The sequence below is a fragment of the Arthrobacter sp. CAN_A1 genome, from assembly GCF_015751665.1.
Lineage (GTDB): Bacteria > Actinomycetota > Actinomycetes > Actinomycetales > Micrococcaceae > Arthrobacter_D.
Window position 1 is genome coordinate 1 of the sequence record NZ_JADOUR010000022.1, and the last position, 13,746, is coordinate 13,746.

The 13,746-nt window shown below is 62.3% G+C and carries 12 protein-coding genes and 2 pseudogenes; 9 read left to right on the forward strand and 5 right to left on the reverse strand.

Features of this window, described 5'->3' with window-relative positions; genetic code table 11:
* Positions 1–133 precede the first annotated feature (133 nt).
* Positions 134–682 carry a helix-turn-helix domain-containing protein gene (locus tag IWX62_RS15630; protein ID WP_333483475.1) on the forward strand — a complete coding sequence of 183 codons (549 nt, stop codon included), beginning with the start codon at positions 134–136 and terminating at the stop codon, positions 680–682.
* 24 nt (positions 683–706) lie between these two features.
* Here the strand turns inward: IWX62_RS15630 and IWX62_RS15635 are convergent, their stop codons facing one another.
* From IWX62_RS15635 to IWX62_RS15650, 4 genes and pseudogenes are all read right to left on the reverse strand, one after another.
* Positions 707–931: a hypothetical protein gene (locus tag IWX62_RS15635; RefSeq protein WP_196842343.1), complete on the reverse strand. Its 225-nt coding sequence runs from the start codon at positions 929–931 to the stop codon at positions 707–709.
* 1,606 nt (positions 932–2,537) lie between these two features.
* Positions 2,538–2,853, reverse strand: a pseudogene (locus IWX62_RS15640) (DMT family transporter).
* Complete coding sequence (locus IWX62_RS15645) at positions 2,853–3,209, reverse strand: DMT family transporter (protein ID WP_196842344.1); 357 nt, start codon at positions 3,207–3,209, stop codon at positions 2,853–2,855. The pseudogene IWX62_RS15640 and the gene IWX62_RS15645 overlap by 1 nt, the downstream one beginning before the upstream one ends.
* The gene (locus IWX62_RS15650; protein ID WP_196842345.1) at positions 3,206–3,733 is read right to left on the reverse strand and encodes a TetR/AcrR family transcriptional regulator; all 528 of its coding nucleotides are present in this window, start codon (positions 3,731–3,733) and stop codon (positions 3,206–3,208) included. The genes IWX62_RS15645 and IWX62_RS15650 overlap by 4 nt, the downstream gene beginning before the upstream one ends.
* A 305-nt stretch (positions 3,734–4,038) precedes the next feature.
* Between IWX62_RS15650 and IWX62_RS15655 the strand changes: the two genes are divergently transcribed.
* The 6 genes and pseudogenes from IWX62_RS15655 (at position 4,039) to IWX62_RS15680 (ending at position 10,184) form a co-directional block, all read left to right on the forward strand.
* The gene (locus tag IWX62_RS15655; protein WP_333483478.1) at positions 4,039–4,272 is read left to right on the forward strand and encodes a zinc ribbon domain-containing protein; all 234 of its coding nucleotides are present in this window, start codon (positions 4,039–4,041) and stop codon (positions 4,270–4,272) included.
* Positions 4,273–4,303: 31 nt separating this feature from the next.
* A pseudogene (fmdA, locus tag IWX62_RS15660) lies at positions 4,304–5,560 on the forward strand (formamidase).
* A gap of 99 nt (positions 5,561–5,659) precedes the next feature.
* Positions 5,660–6,577, forward strand: a complete 918-nt coding sequence (gene ypfJ / locus IWX62_RS15665) for a KPN_02809 family neutral zinc metallopeptidase (RefSeq protein ID WP_196842347.1) — start codon at positions 5,660–5,662, stop codon at positions 6,575–6,577.
* A 268-nt stretch (positions 6,578–6,845) separates the two neighbouring features.
* Complete coding sequence (locus IWX62_RS15670; RefSeq protein ID WP_196842348.1) at positions 6,846–7,847, forward strand: ATP-binding cassette domain-containing protein; 1,002 nt, start codon at positions 6,846–6,848, stop codon at positions 7,845–7,847.
* 2 nt (positions 7,848–7,849) lie between these two features.
* On the forward strand, positions 7,850–8,647 hold the full coding sequence (locus IWX62_RS15675; RefSeq protein WP_333483476.1) for an ABC transporter permease: 798 nt from the start codon (positions 7,850–7,852) through the stop codon (positions 8,645–8,647).
* 103 nt (positions 8,648–8,750) lie between these two features.
* Positions 8,751–10,184 carry an acetamidase/formamidase family protein gene (locus IWX62_RS15680; RefSeq protein ID WP_196842350.1) on the forward strand — a complete coding sequence of 478 codons (1,434 nt, stop codon included), beginning with the start codon at positions 8,751–8,753 and terminating at the stop codon, positions 10,182–10,184.
* Between the two features lie 6 nt (positions 10,185–10,190).
* Here the strand turns inward: IWX62_RS15680 and IWX62_RS15685 are convergent, their stop codons facing one another.
* Positions 10,191–11,213 carry a LacI family DNA-binding transcriptional regulator gene (locus IWX62_RS15685; protein WP_196842351.1) on the reverse strand — a complete coding sequence of 341 codons (1,023 nt, stop codon included), beginning with the start codon at positions 11,211–11,213 and terminating at the stop codon, positions 10,191–10,193.
* 148 nt (positions 11,214–11,361) lie between these two features.
* Between IWX62_RS15685 and IWX62_RS15690 the strand changes: the two genes are divergently transcribed.
* On the forward strand, positions 11,362–12,729 hold the full coding sequence (locus IWX62_RS15690; RefSeq protein ID WP_333483477.1) for an ABC transporter substrate-binding protein: 1,368 nt from the start codon (positions 11,362–11,364) through the stop codon (positions 12,727–12,729).
* Positions 12,729–13,679: a carbohydrate ABC transporter permease gene (locus IWX62_RS15695; RefSeq protein ID WP_196842352.1), complete on the forward strand. Its 951-nt coding sequence runs from the start codon at positions 12,729–12,731 to the stop codon at positions 13,677–13,679. Before IWX62_RS15690 ends, IWX62_RS15695 begins: the two co-directional genes overlap by 1 nt.
* Positions 13,680–13,746: the final 67 nt, after the last annotated feature.

Below are 13,746 nucleotides of genomic sequence, written 5' to 3' on the forward strand. Positions count from 1 at the left end.
CTGCCCGGAATCAATCTGCTCCATCAGCTCATCCATCGCGCCAGAGGCTTTCAACGCCTCCATACCGCTGGCCGCCGCGACCTTCGCCGCCAACGCCTCCGCGTTCTGTGATTCGTGTTCAGTCATCGTCACAATGATTCTCCAATCAATCAGCGACCGCATCCCTTACACAAACAATCTGACACCCTCCATCCGTCGGGCTCTTGCCGGGCACACCGCCTTCAGCACCCGATTCCAGCCGGCACTTCTGGCCCTGGGTTTCCACCGGGGAACGAATGACCCGGGCGCAGAACTGGCGAACCTCTCGAAGCAGGAAAAATCCACTGCTCTTGGTTTGGGTAAAGGGTTGAGCAACCGCCAGATCGGCCTCGAGATGAAGCTCTCCGAAAGGACAGTGAAAAACATGGTGTCCTCCGTGCTGATGAAACTGGGTATGGAGCGAAGAACCCAAGCCGCCGTGCTCATCAGTACGACGGTGAAGCAATGGGAAGATACCGCCTACGGTAGCTACCGGTTTAGCCCGTTCCCCGATCGGATCGCCGACGTCACGTCCGCGCTCAGAATTTGCACTAGCGAAACGAGCAATGTGCCGCTGGCGGATGGCGAGCGGGCGAGAAACGCCCTGCGGCTGACCACTGCACTCACCTCAGCCTTATCATCGGTCATGTTTCAAGACCGCTAACCCGATGCGGGACGGTTGAATCGGTCAGGGACTGGTTGTCTGAGCGAGCCGGGCAACGAAGAGGTTCTGGTCAAGTTGTTCGAGGTCTTGCATGGCGGCTGTGAGTATCCGTTGTCCGTCGTGGAGGCTGTAGGACTGCGCCATGACATTCCGGTGGACGTAAAGGAGGGTCTGGGCTAACCGCTTCCGGTCATGTTCCAGCGAGATGACAGTCCGCCGGGCTGCGGCAGACTTTGCGGAAGGGGCCATCTGCTCATTCTTTCTGGTGTGCGTCATCGTCGTGTCTTCTTATCTTGGTGGTCTGGCGGGTCACCCTTTTCGGCGCCGCCCCATCAGCACGCGGAATATGTGTTTGAAGCGGGCCGGGCGGGGATCCATGTTGGAGTAGTTGCCTGCTAGGGAGCCGGGAGAAGGGTGTTGAATCGCTGTTGCGGTTCGCGGACTTCATGGCTTGTTCCGCCTGCCCGGAGAATAGAGTCGATTTCCTGATCAATGATCTGCAGTTTTCGGATTAGGATTCGGTCTGTGCCGATCAGTTGAAGTCCCCTGATCGTGAGCTCGTTTGAATAGCTCATTCGATTCCTTTCCCGATATGACGGCTGTTTGACGGTGGTCTTGACGCTCTGCCGGGTGGGTCACGCGTACCAGAACCACCCGGGGGGCTCCCATTCTGCTGGTGGGGTGTGCCCGCTGAACTGTCCGCATTTCATGCAGGTGTAGTTGACGCTGCCCATTCGGAGACGTCCAGAGGGCAGGATTTGAAAGGGAACGAATTCCTCGTACTGCAGGAACTTGGCAGTGCCGCAATCGGCGCAGAAAGGTAATCGCGAAAATGTAGGCATGAGTTTCATGAGCCGTGCTCGTCCAATCCTGTCGTTCAGGAACACTGCAAAACCGGGGAAACTAGCGGATCGTGCCAAAACGTGCAGTGACCTGATAACAACAGCATGTGGTCTGGCCGCAGAGACGACCAGAGACCAAAGTCCCTGCCTCCAAAGGAGGAAATGGGGGTGGCGCCCATCTTTTCGCGCATTCGACGCCGGATATCCCGGGGAGGGGGGGAATTGATTCAACTAAGTGCTGACGGATCAGGGTGACTAGTGCCCGATGGCCCTACCCCGGGTGTGGTGCAGAGCTGAATTATGAGGATAGGAGCTCCTCATGGCGAGAGATGAGGAGCTCCTCTAGCGCTAGGAACCCGGAGGATCCTCGATGGAAGCAATTCAGTCCGATGTCTCACCAAACAATCAATCAGACAGCCCATCTCTAGGGATCCAGCCTTCCCGCAAGAAGGACAATCCAGGCACCACTTTCGTGGATCGGACACCGCTGGAACGACAAGGAGAACGGCGGCGAGAGACCGAACGCAAACTCGCCCTCCACCGTCAGGCGGGCCAAAAGTCACTGCCTGGAAAAGCGTAGGCAGATCAACTGTGCTGCCTTAACAGAGGCTTTCGGCCCTGTCAGAGAAGCATCGAATCAGGTGACATGGTGATGGGTGCACTTGGACACCCACCATTCGGTCAGCGTGGACCGGGATAGGTGGCGCGGATGTGGCCCAAAGACCCATTTGGGGGGTGGGCTACATCCGCGCCACCTTGTCCGCTGCCATGACCGAGCAGACACTCCGCCAGCATCGCCGGGTCTGGTTCGCAGCGCCTTGTGAGCGGTGCTCACATCACTTCCTTATGGAGACTTCTGGTAGAAGACGGTCACCATCGATGCCCTGTCCCGTGCTTGGTGGCCGTTGAAGGGGCTGCCCCGTGCGACGTGTTGAAGATCGAGACGCTCGAAGCGGTGCCGCGGGGACCCTATGGCGTGGTCTCCAGTTGGCACGGACCTCTGCGGGTTTGTCCTAGTGGGCTGCGCCAAGCTCGATCAGCATCACGCCGCCAATGATCAGAATAATACCCAGTCCCATGAGCCAAGTGAACGGTTCCTTGAAGAGGACCTTGCCAATAATCGCGGTCAGCGCGACGCCGGCTGCCGCCCAGATGCCGTAGGCAACACCGAGGGGTACCCTTGGAGAGGGTGAGGGTGAGCATGACGAAGGCAACGATGTAGCCGACGACGACGGCGCCGTACCAGCGCTTGTTGTCGACGGCGAGACGAAGTGACACGGTGCCCGCAACTTCAAAGATGATCGCGCCGAGGAGGAATAGATAGGCCACTACGCCGACCCTGCTTTCTGATGCGCCGCCTGGGATCCGAGTTCGACACAGAGCACTCCAGCGATGATGACGACGATTCCGATGCCCATGACAAGAGTGATCGGCTCCCCGAACACGATCAGCGATCCGATGGCGGTCAACGCGACGCCTGCCGCTGCCCAAATCCCGTAGGCGACGCCCAATGCCATGCCGGTGCGGAGTACGATTGCCAGCAGCGTGAACGCGCCGAGATAGCCAGCAGCGACCACTATGTAAAGGGCGGGGTGGTCCAGCGCCCCTTTGAGTGACAGCGATCCGGTCACCTCTGCGAGGATGGCTGAGGCCAGCAGCAGCCACCCTTTGACGGTCTTGTTCATTGCTCACTTCCCTGATCGATTAACCCTTGGGCGATCCGGCAAACGATCGCTGTTTCGTCTGCGCGGACGGTGGAAATATTGAGGGCGGAGTTGAACCAGGCGCCGTCTGCGAGCAGGCGGGCCGCGCGTAGCGACGCCCGCTGCGCAGGAGTGCCATCGATGCGGTCCCCGAACCACGGATCAAGTCGTGCAACCCATAGTTCGGCTAATCGATCGCGAATGCGGGGGTCAATCATCAGGGCCAGGTCGCTATAGTCGAATTCCCCGGTGACGGCGTAGTCGACGTAGGCGCGTAGTTTCTCGACTGGTGTTGTTGCGTCTGGCGCCTGCGAGGTGAGCTCAGCTTCCCACCGGTCAACTATGTGGGCGACAACTGAGGTGACAAGCGTTTCCTTGGTCGAGAAGTGGTGCACAACCCCCGGCTTCGTGAGTCCGGCCTCACGGGCGACGGCGTCAAGTGTCAAAGCTTCACCGCGGCGCAGGACCGTAGTCGCATGATCAAGAATCTCGAGTGGTGAAGACATGCGCCAACCGTACCTACCATACGTATGGTAGGTCAATCGATAAGCCATGGACCGCGACGCGGCGTCATCACGAACCGGCCCATTGACAGTAAATTTCGGCGCTACTAGCGTCGCCGTCACAGGTCCATAGTTTTGATCGCTCTTGCTACTTCTGTCATCTCCCGCAGCGCATAGAAGTAGCTTTCCTGTCTCCTACTTCCCGTTCGCGTTTTGAGGAGAAGCAACCCAGAGGAAGGACAGTTTGGTCGATGCCGATCTACGAGTACCGGTGCACCGCATGCAGCACCTTCGAGGTCATCAGCCCCATGGCTGCAGCGTCCGATCTGCAGTCGTGCCCCACCTGCGGGCAACCCGCCCGGCGGAAGATCAGCGTGCCCAACCTGTCGAAGGCCGGGTCGTCGGCCTTCCGGCTCGTTGATTCAGCAGAACGCAGCGCATCAGAACCGCAGGTGGTGGCCGGAGCGTTGCCCTCTACGTCCAGACGCAAGAGCCAGCCGTATACGTCCAACCCGCTTCACCGTAAGCTGCCGCGACCCTGAGTGAGGATGCGGCCAACCCAGAGGAGACGAAATGCCCGACGTCATATTTCCACTCGACTCAACAAAGTAGTTTGAGGATCAGGAAAAGATTGGACACAACCGGTGGCACCCCGAAATCCCCCCGGTGGCGACCGTCAAGCCGGGTGACTCCTTCCGAGTGCACTGCCGTGAGTGGTTCGACGGCGCGATCGTCAACGATGATTCAGCGGACGACATCCTCAACGCACCGCTGCTCACCGTTCATAAGCTCAGCGGGCCGTTCGCCGTCGAGGGCGTGAAGCCCGGCGATCTGCTGGTCGTCGACATTCTTGACGTCGGGCCGATCCCGCAAGAGGACTCCGGCCCTCTCGCTGGACAGGGCTGGGGCTACACCGGGATCTTCTCGCGGAACAATGGAGGCGGCTTCCTGACCGAGCAATTCCCCGATGCTTACAAGGCGATCTGGGACTTCACAGGCCAGGTGGCCACCTCGCGGCACGTACCCAACGTCTCCTATGTGGGTCTGATCCACCCGGGCCTGATGGGGACCGCTCCCTCCGCTGCGCTGCTGGCCAAGTGGAACAAGCGCGAGGGTGACCTGATCGCCACTGACCCCAGCCGGGTTCCGCCGCTGGCCCTCCCGCCGGAGCCGCAGTTCGCAGTGTTGGGAGGCCTGCCGGCGTCGGAGTTTGACCGGGTCGCCGGTGAGGCCGCCCGCACGGCGCCCCCACGGGAAAATGGTGGCAACCAGGACATCAAGAACCTTTCCAAGGGGTCCCGCATCTTCTACCCGGTGTTCGTGGACGGCGCCAACCTGTCACTTGGGGATCTGCACTTCTCCCAGGGCGACGGCGAAATCACCTTCTGCGGCGCCATCGAGATGGGCGGGTTCATCGATCTGCGGGTCGACGTCATCAAGGGCGGGATGGAAACCTACGGGGTGAGCGAGAACGCCATTTTCATGCCGGGTATCGTGGACCCCCGTTACAGCGAATGGATCGCGTTTTCCGGCACCTCGGTGACTTTGGACGGGAAGCAGCACTACCTCGATTCGCACCTGTCCTACCAGCGGGCATGTCTGCACGCCATCGACTACCTGACCAAGTTTGGTTACAGCCCGGAGCAGGCCTACCTGCTACTCGGGTCGGCGCCGATTGAGGGCAGGCTGTCCGGAGTGGTCGACATTCCCAACTCGTGCTCCACGGTCTACATCCCGACGTCGATCTTCGACTTCGACGTCCGGCCCTCATCCGCTGGTCCACACCAGATCGATCCGGGGATGGGCGCACCCAAGTCCAACAACGCGTAGGGCCCCACAGTCGGCCGGTGCCAGTGCGCGGCTACGCTGCTGGCACCGGTGCTGCGCGCCCGGTCGGAAAGGCCATGCGCGCCCGATAATGTATGAGCCATGAGCTTCAATGACAGTGCACAGCTTGACCCCTCTCGCGTCAGTGACCGTAGGGGACGGGGCCGAGGTCGCGGCGTGGCCATCGGCGGTGGACTGGGCGGCGGGATCATCCTGTTGCTGTCAATCCTGTTCGGCCCGGGCGTCGTCAGCGAGATGGGTCTCGACGGAAGCTCGGGCGGAGGTCTGGAGGGCGAGACCCAGCAGGCTGATGCCATCAACGCCTGCCAGACCGGCGCTGACGCCAACGAACGGTTGGACTGCAGAATCCTCGGCACCGCAGAAAGCCTCGACGCCTTCTGGCTTCCCTATCTGGAAGACTTCGGAGTCCAGTACAACCAGCCGGGCGTAGTGCTGTTCACCGGTCAGACGGACACCGGGTGCGGCAACGCCACCAGCGCCGTCGGGCCCTTCTACTGCCCACTCGATGAACAGACCTATTACGACACCGAGTTCTTCGACGACCTGGTCACCCGCTTCGGCGCCTCCGGTGGGCCGCTCGCCCAGGAATACGTTATAGCCCACGAGTTTGGACACCACATCCAAAAAATCACTAACACCCTCAATGCGGCACAGGAAGATCCGCAAGGACCGGAATCGGGTGCGGTCCGCGTCGAACTCCAGGCGGATTGCTATGCGGGCATGTGGGCTGGTCACGCCATCAGCGTGCCGGACGCAGAATCTGGGGAACCATTCCTGCGGGAGTTCACCTCGACTGATCTTCAGGATGCCCTGTCGGCAGCCTCAGCCGTGGGCGATGATCGGATCCAGGAAGCCTCCACCGGCCAGGTGAACCCCGAGGGGTGGACCCACGGGTCCAGCGACCAGCGCCAGGCCTGGTTCCTCCGCGGATACGAGAGTGGCGACATCAACGCCTGCGATACCTTCGCCGCCGAGGACCTCGACTCCCCGGGGGTGTGACGTCGTCGTTCGCACATATCAGGTGTCAACCGAACCTTCAGCAGTCCCCTTCGATAGGAAGACGGCTGGGTAAGCACAGTGGTGAAGCGCTCCGTTTGAGGTGCCGGACTGACATGCTTGCGGGCTGGTAGCGGTCTATGCCCGGTTGTCTGTTTAGGGGGCTATCCTTCTCTCATCGACGCAGAACACCAGCACGTTCTGGCCTCGCCGAAGTGTCCTGAAAGCACATGATTGATGAACACTCCTTGCGGGTGGAAAGAGGACCGAGATGGCACTCAGCGAAATAGCGATCAGTGCAGACGGTGTTGTACGCCGCTTTGGGGAGGTGAACGCCGTCGACGGCGTCAGCCTCACCGTCCAGCGCGGGGAAATTTATGGGTTCCTCGGGCCAAATGGAGCAGGTAAATCCACGCTCACGCGGATCCTGTGCACGCTGTTGAAACCGTCAGCGGGTCGGGCGACAGTGGCAGGCTACGATGTCGATACGGAGCCCGGGCAGGTGCGCTTGCGCGCCGGCGTCGCACTCCAGGAAGCCGCGCTGGACGAGCAGCAGACGGGGGTGGAAATGCTCGCACTGCAAGGCCGCTTCTATGGGCTATCCAAGAAGGCGACGAAGGCGCGCGTGAGCGAACTGACAGAACTCGTCGATATCGGGGACGCACTCAACCGCAGAATCTCCACCTACTCAGGGGGAATGAAACGGCGACTCGACCTGGCGCTCGCCCTCGTCCACGACCCGGAAGTGCTGTTCCTCGACGAACCCACCACCGGCCTTGACCCGGTCAGCCGGGCCAAGGTCTGGCAGGAGGTACGACGGCTCAACGCTGAGTTGGGGATGACGGTCTTCCTGACCACCCAATACCTTGAGGAAGCGGACGAACTCGCTGACCGCGTCGGCATCATCAACAAGGGAAAACTGGTGGCAGAGGGAACACCCATCGAGCTCAAACGCGCCATCGGGACGGATGTTGTCACGGTTACCCTCGGCGGCGATGCACTCAAGGCCCGGCAGACCCTCGAAAAGCTGGAGCTGGTCGAAAGGATCGACGGCAGCGGGGAAACCCTGACCCTCAGTGTCTCCGACGGCCCATCAGCGATCAGCCCCATCGCCGTGACCTTGGCGCAGGTGTCTGACGTCGAAGTTCTCGAACTCTCTCTGCGCCGCCCCTCATTGGACGATGTTTTTCTGTCAGTAACCGGCGAGCACATTACCGACTCGAGCTCGACGCTCGGCACCTCAGTTTCCTCCCATTCGCAGGAGTCCTCATGACCATGGCAACCACCAGAGCGTCCCGGATAGAACCCAGGAGCGCAGGATTCCTCCGCGACCTCATTTCCGTGGCCGGACGGGCCCTTCGGGCCATCCCGCGCGAACCTGCCGCTGTCATCCCCGCCCTGGTCATTCCACTCTTCTTCTTCGTGGTCAACATCGGCGCGTTGGAACCCGTAGCGCAGGCTACGGGAGTGGAAGACTTCAGGGCGTTCCAACTACCCGTGGCCATCGTCTTTGCTGTCACTGGCGTATCACGCGCCAGCGGTCTGGTGACCGACATCAGCAGCGGCTATTTCGACCGACTCCTCCTGACTCCCATGCGCCGATCGGCCCTTCTCCTCGGGCTGATGGTTGCCGATCTGGCACTGGTCATGGCGCTCTGCATTCCGGTACTGATCCTCGGGGCCATCGTCGGCGTGAACTTCGCTACCGGATTCCTGGGAGTGGTGGGATTCGTTGTCCTGGCCGGCCTCTGGGGTCTGGCCTTCACCGGATTCCCCTACGCCATTGCCTTGCGCACAGGCAGCCCGGCGGCAGTTAACTCATCGTTTCTGTTGTTCTTCCCCTTTGCATTCCTCACCACGTCGTTCCTCCCGAAGGAAGCGCTCACTGGTTGGCTGGCGACGATCGCCGACTATAACCCGATCACCTATCTGCTGGCGGCCCTCAGATCCCTTCTGACAGATGGGTGGATCTGGGTCGACCTCTGGCCAGGGCTGCTCGCCATCCTGATCGTGGGCGCCATTAGCTTCACGCTCGCGTTCGGTGCGCTCCGCGGACGTGTGTCCCGGGGATAGGCAGGGCGGAGTGGACGCCCATCCCTCAACGACTTCTGGTTGAAATTCGCCTGAAACAAACCCTCAGTACGGTCAGAAAAACGACCTCCGGAGGGAAATGATCATGAGTGACAGTTTCAAGCGGGAAGCAGCCGAAACCCTGGTCAAGGGGCTGGGCCGGCGAAAATTCATGGGAGTCGTTGCGGCGTTCGGAACGCTGACTGCAGTCACAGCATGCTCATCGCAGGCAGTGGGCGCTGGGTCGGCCGGTTCCACGTTGACGGCGGTGCCGGCAGCAGCGGGAGGCTCGGGGAGCGGAGGCTCGGCCGGGGCTTCCGGGGGCGGCGGACAGACCGGATCAGTTAGCGGGTTCGGGCAGATCCTTCAACCCAACAGCGGCACGATCATGGGCGACGCCTACCTGGCCTCCACCCCCGAGGACGTCCTGTGGGGATACGTGCCCACGGTCCATGCCACGCCGGTGATGACCATCAGCTCCGGCCAGACCGTCACCATCGACGCCATGTCCCACGAAGGGATCCTCGAGGACCAGGGCCGGAACCCGCTCGAGTACTTCGGTGGACTGGGGGTGCCGGAAAGCAGCATCCTCCAGGACGCAGTGAGCATCGCCGCCGAGTACAACCGCACGCCCCGGGACTTCGACGTCGACGGGCCACACATCGTGACCGGCCCGATAGCTGTCGAGGGGGCGCGGCCGGGTGACGTGCTGAAGATCGAAACGCTTGAAGCCGTGCCGCGGGTTCCGTACGGGGTGGTCTCCAGCAGGCACGGCAAGGGTGGGCTTGCGGTGCAGCCGGAGGTCCAGCCGCCGGACGGCATCAGCCTTGAGGAAGTCATGCCTCCCGTCGACACCGACAACAGGTCCTCCGGGGTCCCCTCGGACTATGGGAACGTGTCAGTCTTCACGGCCATCGAAGACGGCAAGGGGGTCATGAGAAGCGGTGACATGTCAGTCCGGTTCCCGCTGCGCCCCTTCATGGGCATGATGGGTGTGGCCTTCGCCGAGACTGACGGGCTGACCTCACCCGAGGCGAATTCGGTGCCGCCCACGCTCGGAGGCGGCAATATCGATATCCGGCACCTGGGTGCCGGATCGACCTTCTACCTGCCGGTCAAGGCCGACGGGGCACTGTTCTACGTGGGCGATCCGCACATGGGAATGGGCGACGGCGAGGTGGCCCTGACCGCTATGGAAGGGTCACTGCGCGGCACCTTCCGGCTGACCGTGTGCAAGCCCGGATCCGGGGACGCCCCCTCCGTTGCCTACACGTACCCGTTCGGCGAAACCAGCGATGCCTGGATCCCCATTGGACTGTCCGATCCTGATGGACTGGATGGCGGTGGGGTCAGCGGGGATCTGAACGTCGCGATGCGTCGGGCCATCGTCAACGCCCTCGATTTCCTGCAGAATGATCGGGGGATGGACCGGGCTGTTGCCTACGCCTACCTCTCCGCGGCCGCGGACTTCGCGGTGTCCCAGGTGGTCGACCGCACGGTCGGCGTCCACGGGCTGATCAGGAAAGCCGACTTCGGGTAGCGGTTGCTAGAGCTGCCGGATGGAGTCGCGCACGACGACGGGCATCTGAACCAGGTGCTCGCCCTGCGCCGCCGTGCCGTCGAGCAGCAACTCGACGGCGCGGGCGCCCATTTCCTCATGGGGAAGGGCAATCGTCGTCAGGCCGGGGCGCAGGTACGAGGCAATTTCGTCGTTGTCGAACGAGACGATTGAGACGTCGTCGGGCACGCGCAGCCCGTGTTCCGTGAGTGCCTGGTAGGCGCCGAAAGCGAGAGGGTCATTCAGGCACAGCAGCGCTCGCGGCTGGGCCCCGTCAGCCAGGAGGGCCTCCACGAGGGCGTACCCGTTGTGGGGGACCCAGTCCCAGACAGATTCCTCGCTCATGAAACTCAAGCCGCGGTCCTGCATTTCCGCGCGGATGCCCGCGAGCCGGCGTGCGACGGTGGTGGACCGGAAAAGATCCCGTTCCTCCACTGCGTTGTGCCCCAGGAGGACGATGCCTTCTCGGTGACCGGCATCCGCGAGGAGTGCGACGGCGGCGCGGCCTCCCTGTTCCTCGTCCGGCAATACCGAGGTGGTGTGCGGATCGCTGATCGCATTGAGCAACACCACGCGGGTGTTTCCGGGAAGGGTGGGAACCTCCACCTCGCGAGACCGCATGGTGGCGAAAACAATGCCGTCCACCTGCCGGTCCAGCAGAGCAGCAATGGCTTCGGCCTCCCGGACTGGATCGCCTCCGGTCTCGGCCAGCAGGATGACGTGTTCCGCCTGTTCGGCGGCGGCGAGGGCGCCCTTGATCAGGCCGCTGGCAAAGCGGGTGGTGGCGACGGTGTCCGAGATGAAGCCGATGGTCTGGGTCTTGTCGACCCGGAGGCTGCGGGCCGCGACATTGGGCCGATAGCCCAATTCCGCAGCGGCGCGGGTGACCCGGTCGTGGGCGTCCTGGGACAGCCGGGTGTCCGGGCGGCCGTTGAGAATCATCGAGGCAGCAGAGGACGACAAACCTGCCCGACGTGCGACGTCGGCAAGGGTCACACGCTTGGTGGTCATCAAATCCTCCTGCTCGATGCTAACTGTTGATAACGACTTGGCAAACTACTTGCGCAATCCGGATTTAGGCCGCAAGCTGGGTGCTGAATCGATTTAGCATTTACCACAGTGGATCTCGTGCAGAGAGTCATCGACGAAGGAGTCACCCATGAATTCACCACTACGGCGCCCTGGCCGCCGTCGACCCGTTGCCGTAGTAGCCTTCATGGCCGCCGCTGGCTTCGCCCTGGCCGGTTGCGCCCCCGGCGGCAGCGCACCGTCGGATGAGGACGCGTCTGAAGCAGCCGCCGTCGAGGTCAGCACCGAGCTCACCAGCGAAGAGGTCACGCTGACCATCGCTGACGAAACCGGCTTCCCGGTGACCGACGTGCTGGCTGAAGAGTTCACCAAGCAGCACCCCAATGTCACGTTCGAAATCACGCGCGACACGTTCCAGAACCTCACCGCCAACGCACCCCGGCTGCTGGCCGGCGACAACCCGCCGGACCTGATCCGCCTGCCGACCATTGGCGAAGCCGCCAATGATGGACTGCTCGCCAACCTCGATCCCTATGCCGAGGCCTACGGCTGGGACGCCTGGCCCGAAACACAGCTTGCTCCGCTGCGGATGAACGACGAAGGTACCCGCGGCTCCGGCCCGCTCTACCAGGTGGGACTCGGCTACAGCGTCACCGGTATCTACATGAACACCGCCATTGCCGAGGAGCTGGGCATCGACGGACCACCGGCAACGATGGCCGAACTGGAGGAAGACCTCGCGATGGCGAAGGAAGCCGGCGAGGTACCCATCATGGCTGGCGACCAGGACGGCGTCGTGAACTTTGTGGTCCAGGCGGCCATGAACCAGTACGCCGACAAGGACGAGTTCCTGTCCTGGATGTTCAACGAACCCGGCAGCAGCTACAACACCGAGGGCAACATCGAGGGTGCCGAGCTCATCCGCACCTGGGCTGACGAGGGCTACTTCCCCGAGGACATCAACGCCGTTGACTACTTCACCTTCGTGACCCGTTTCTCCGAAGGTGAAGGCCTGTTCGCCTTCAACGGCAACTGGGAAGCAGCCAACTACCAGGAGGCACTGGGCGACGACGTCGAATTCTTCCTGGTCCCGCCCGTTGAAGAAGGTGGCGACCACGTCGCCATGGGTGCAGCGAACTCGTTCTCCGTAGCCGCCGGCTCGGACGACCTGGACACCACCGCGTACTTCCTCGACTGGATCCACACCGACCCAGCGGCCCGCCAGATCATCACCGATGTGACCGGCGCTTCCCCCGGTGGCGACCCCGCGCTGGAACAGCCCACCGTTGAAGAGGGATCGCTCATTGCCAACGCACTCGAAATGGCAGCTCAGATCGGTGAAGAGAACGGCCAGGTGGACTTCATGTCCAACACCACGGCCGGCATCTACGCTGGAGCGATCATCCCCGAGTCGCAGCTGCTCGTCACCAGCATGATCACTGGCGAAGAGTTTGTCACTCGCGTGCAGGAGTTCTATGAGAGTGAAGTAGGCGAGTAATGCAGGAGGCCACCACCGGCCCTGTCCGCAACACCGGGCAAGGCGAACCAGCAGCCACCGGTTCGGCACCGACAGGGCCGGTAGTGGCCATCCCCAAGCAGCGTAAACGCAGGTCAGTAGGACGGGCAGGCTACTCGGCCTGGCTCATGCTGCTCCCCGCCCTCGCCGTGTACATCGGGTTCGTGATCTTCCCGATGCTGATGGGCCTGCAGTACTCGTTCTACGACTGGAACGGCGTCGGCGTCTCCACTTTCATCGGTCTGGAGAACTACATTGAGGTGCTGACGAACCCCGTCCTCCTCGGCTCCATCCTGAACGCCATCACCCTGATCATCTTCTTCACCCTGATCCCGATCGGGACCGGTCTGATGCTGGCCAGCCTGATCCGGTCGATGCGGCAGGGGCCGGCCTCCTCGGCGGCACAGACCATCCTGTTCCTCCCGCAGATTGTGCCGCTGGCCGCGGCCGGTATCGCCTGGTCGTGGATGTACGCCCAGACCGGCACGGTCAACCAGTTCCTCAACGCCGTTGGCCTGGGTGGCATCACGCGCTCGTGGTTGGCTGACTACAACACGGCACTTCCCGCCGTCGGGCTCATCGGCTCCTGGGTCCTCACCGGACTCTGCACCGTGCTGCTGCTGACTGGCATCGGCAAGATCGACTCGTCGCTCTACGAAGCGGTACGGCTCGACGGCGCTGGCTGGTGGCGCGAATTCTTCACCGTGACCCTGCCCGGGCTGCGGCAGGAAATCGCCGTCCTCGCGACCCTGACCATCATCGCGGCGCTGAGCAGCTTCGACATCATCTACACCTCCACCCAGGGTGGCCCGGGCCGCGCCACCCTGGTGCCGGGTATCTCCATCTTCCGGATCGGGTTCACCCAGAGCGACGTCGGACTCGCATCGGCCTTCGGCATGGTGCTGATGGTTACGTCCCGTGGGGTGGTGTAGTTTCCCGCGGTGAGCGCGTTGCTCCGGCGACGTGGTGAGCCATCGTGCGATGGTCAGTGAGTACCGA

Excerpts from the sequence above, each read along its gene's own strand:
- IWX62_RS15675 (WP_333483476.1), top strand. The coding sequence starts at position 7,850 with ATGGCAACCACCAGAGCGTCCCGGATAGAACCCAGGAGCGCAGGATTC.
- IWX62_RS15670 (WP_196842348.1), top strand. The coding sequence starts at position 6,846 with ATGGCACTCAGCGAAATAGCGATCAGTGCAGACGGTGTTGTACGCCGC.
- IWX62_RS15635 (WP_196842343.1), bottom strand. The coding sequence starts at position 931 with ATGGCCCCTTCCGCAAAGTCTGCCGCAGCCCGGCGGACTGTCATCTCG.
- IWX62_RS15680 (WP_196842350.1), top strand. The coding sequence starts at position 8,751 with ATGAGTGACAGTTTCAAGCGGGAAGCAGCCGAAACCCTGGTCAAGGGG.
- IWX62_RS15645 (WP_196842344.1), bottom strand. The coding sequence starts at position 3,209 with ATGAACAAGACCGTCAAAGGGTGGCTGCTGCTGGCCTCAGCCATCCTC.
- IWX62_RS15690 (WP_333483477.1), top strand. The coding sequence starts at position 11,362 with ATGAATTCACCACTACGGCGCCCTGGCCGCCGTCGACCCGTTGCCGTA.
- IWX62_RS15630 (WP_333483475.1), top strand. The coding sequence starts at position 134 with ATGATTCTCCAATCAATCAGCGACCGCATCCCTTACACAAACAATCTG.
- IWX62_RS15695 (WP_196842352.1), top strand. The coding sequence starts at position 12,729 with ATGCAGGAGGCCACCACCGGCCCTGTCCGCAACACCGGGCAAGGCGAA.
- IWX62_RS15655 (WP_333483478.1), top strand. The coding sequence starts at position 4,039 with ATGGCTGCAGCGTCCGATCTGCAGTCGTGCCCCACCTGCGGGCAACCC.
- ypfJ (WP_196842347.1), top strand. The coding sequence starts at position 5,660 with ATGAGCTTCAATGACAGTGCACAGCTTGACCCCTCTCGCGTCAGTGAC.
- IWX62_RS15650 (WP_196842345.1), bottom strand. The coding sequence starts at position 3,733 with ATGTCTTCACCACTCGAGATTCTTGATCATGCGACTACGGTCCTGCGC.
- IWX62_RS15685 (WP_196842351.1), bottom strand. The coding sequence starts at position 11,213 with ATGACCACCAAGCGTGTGACCCTTGCCGACGTCGCACGTCGGGCAGGT.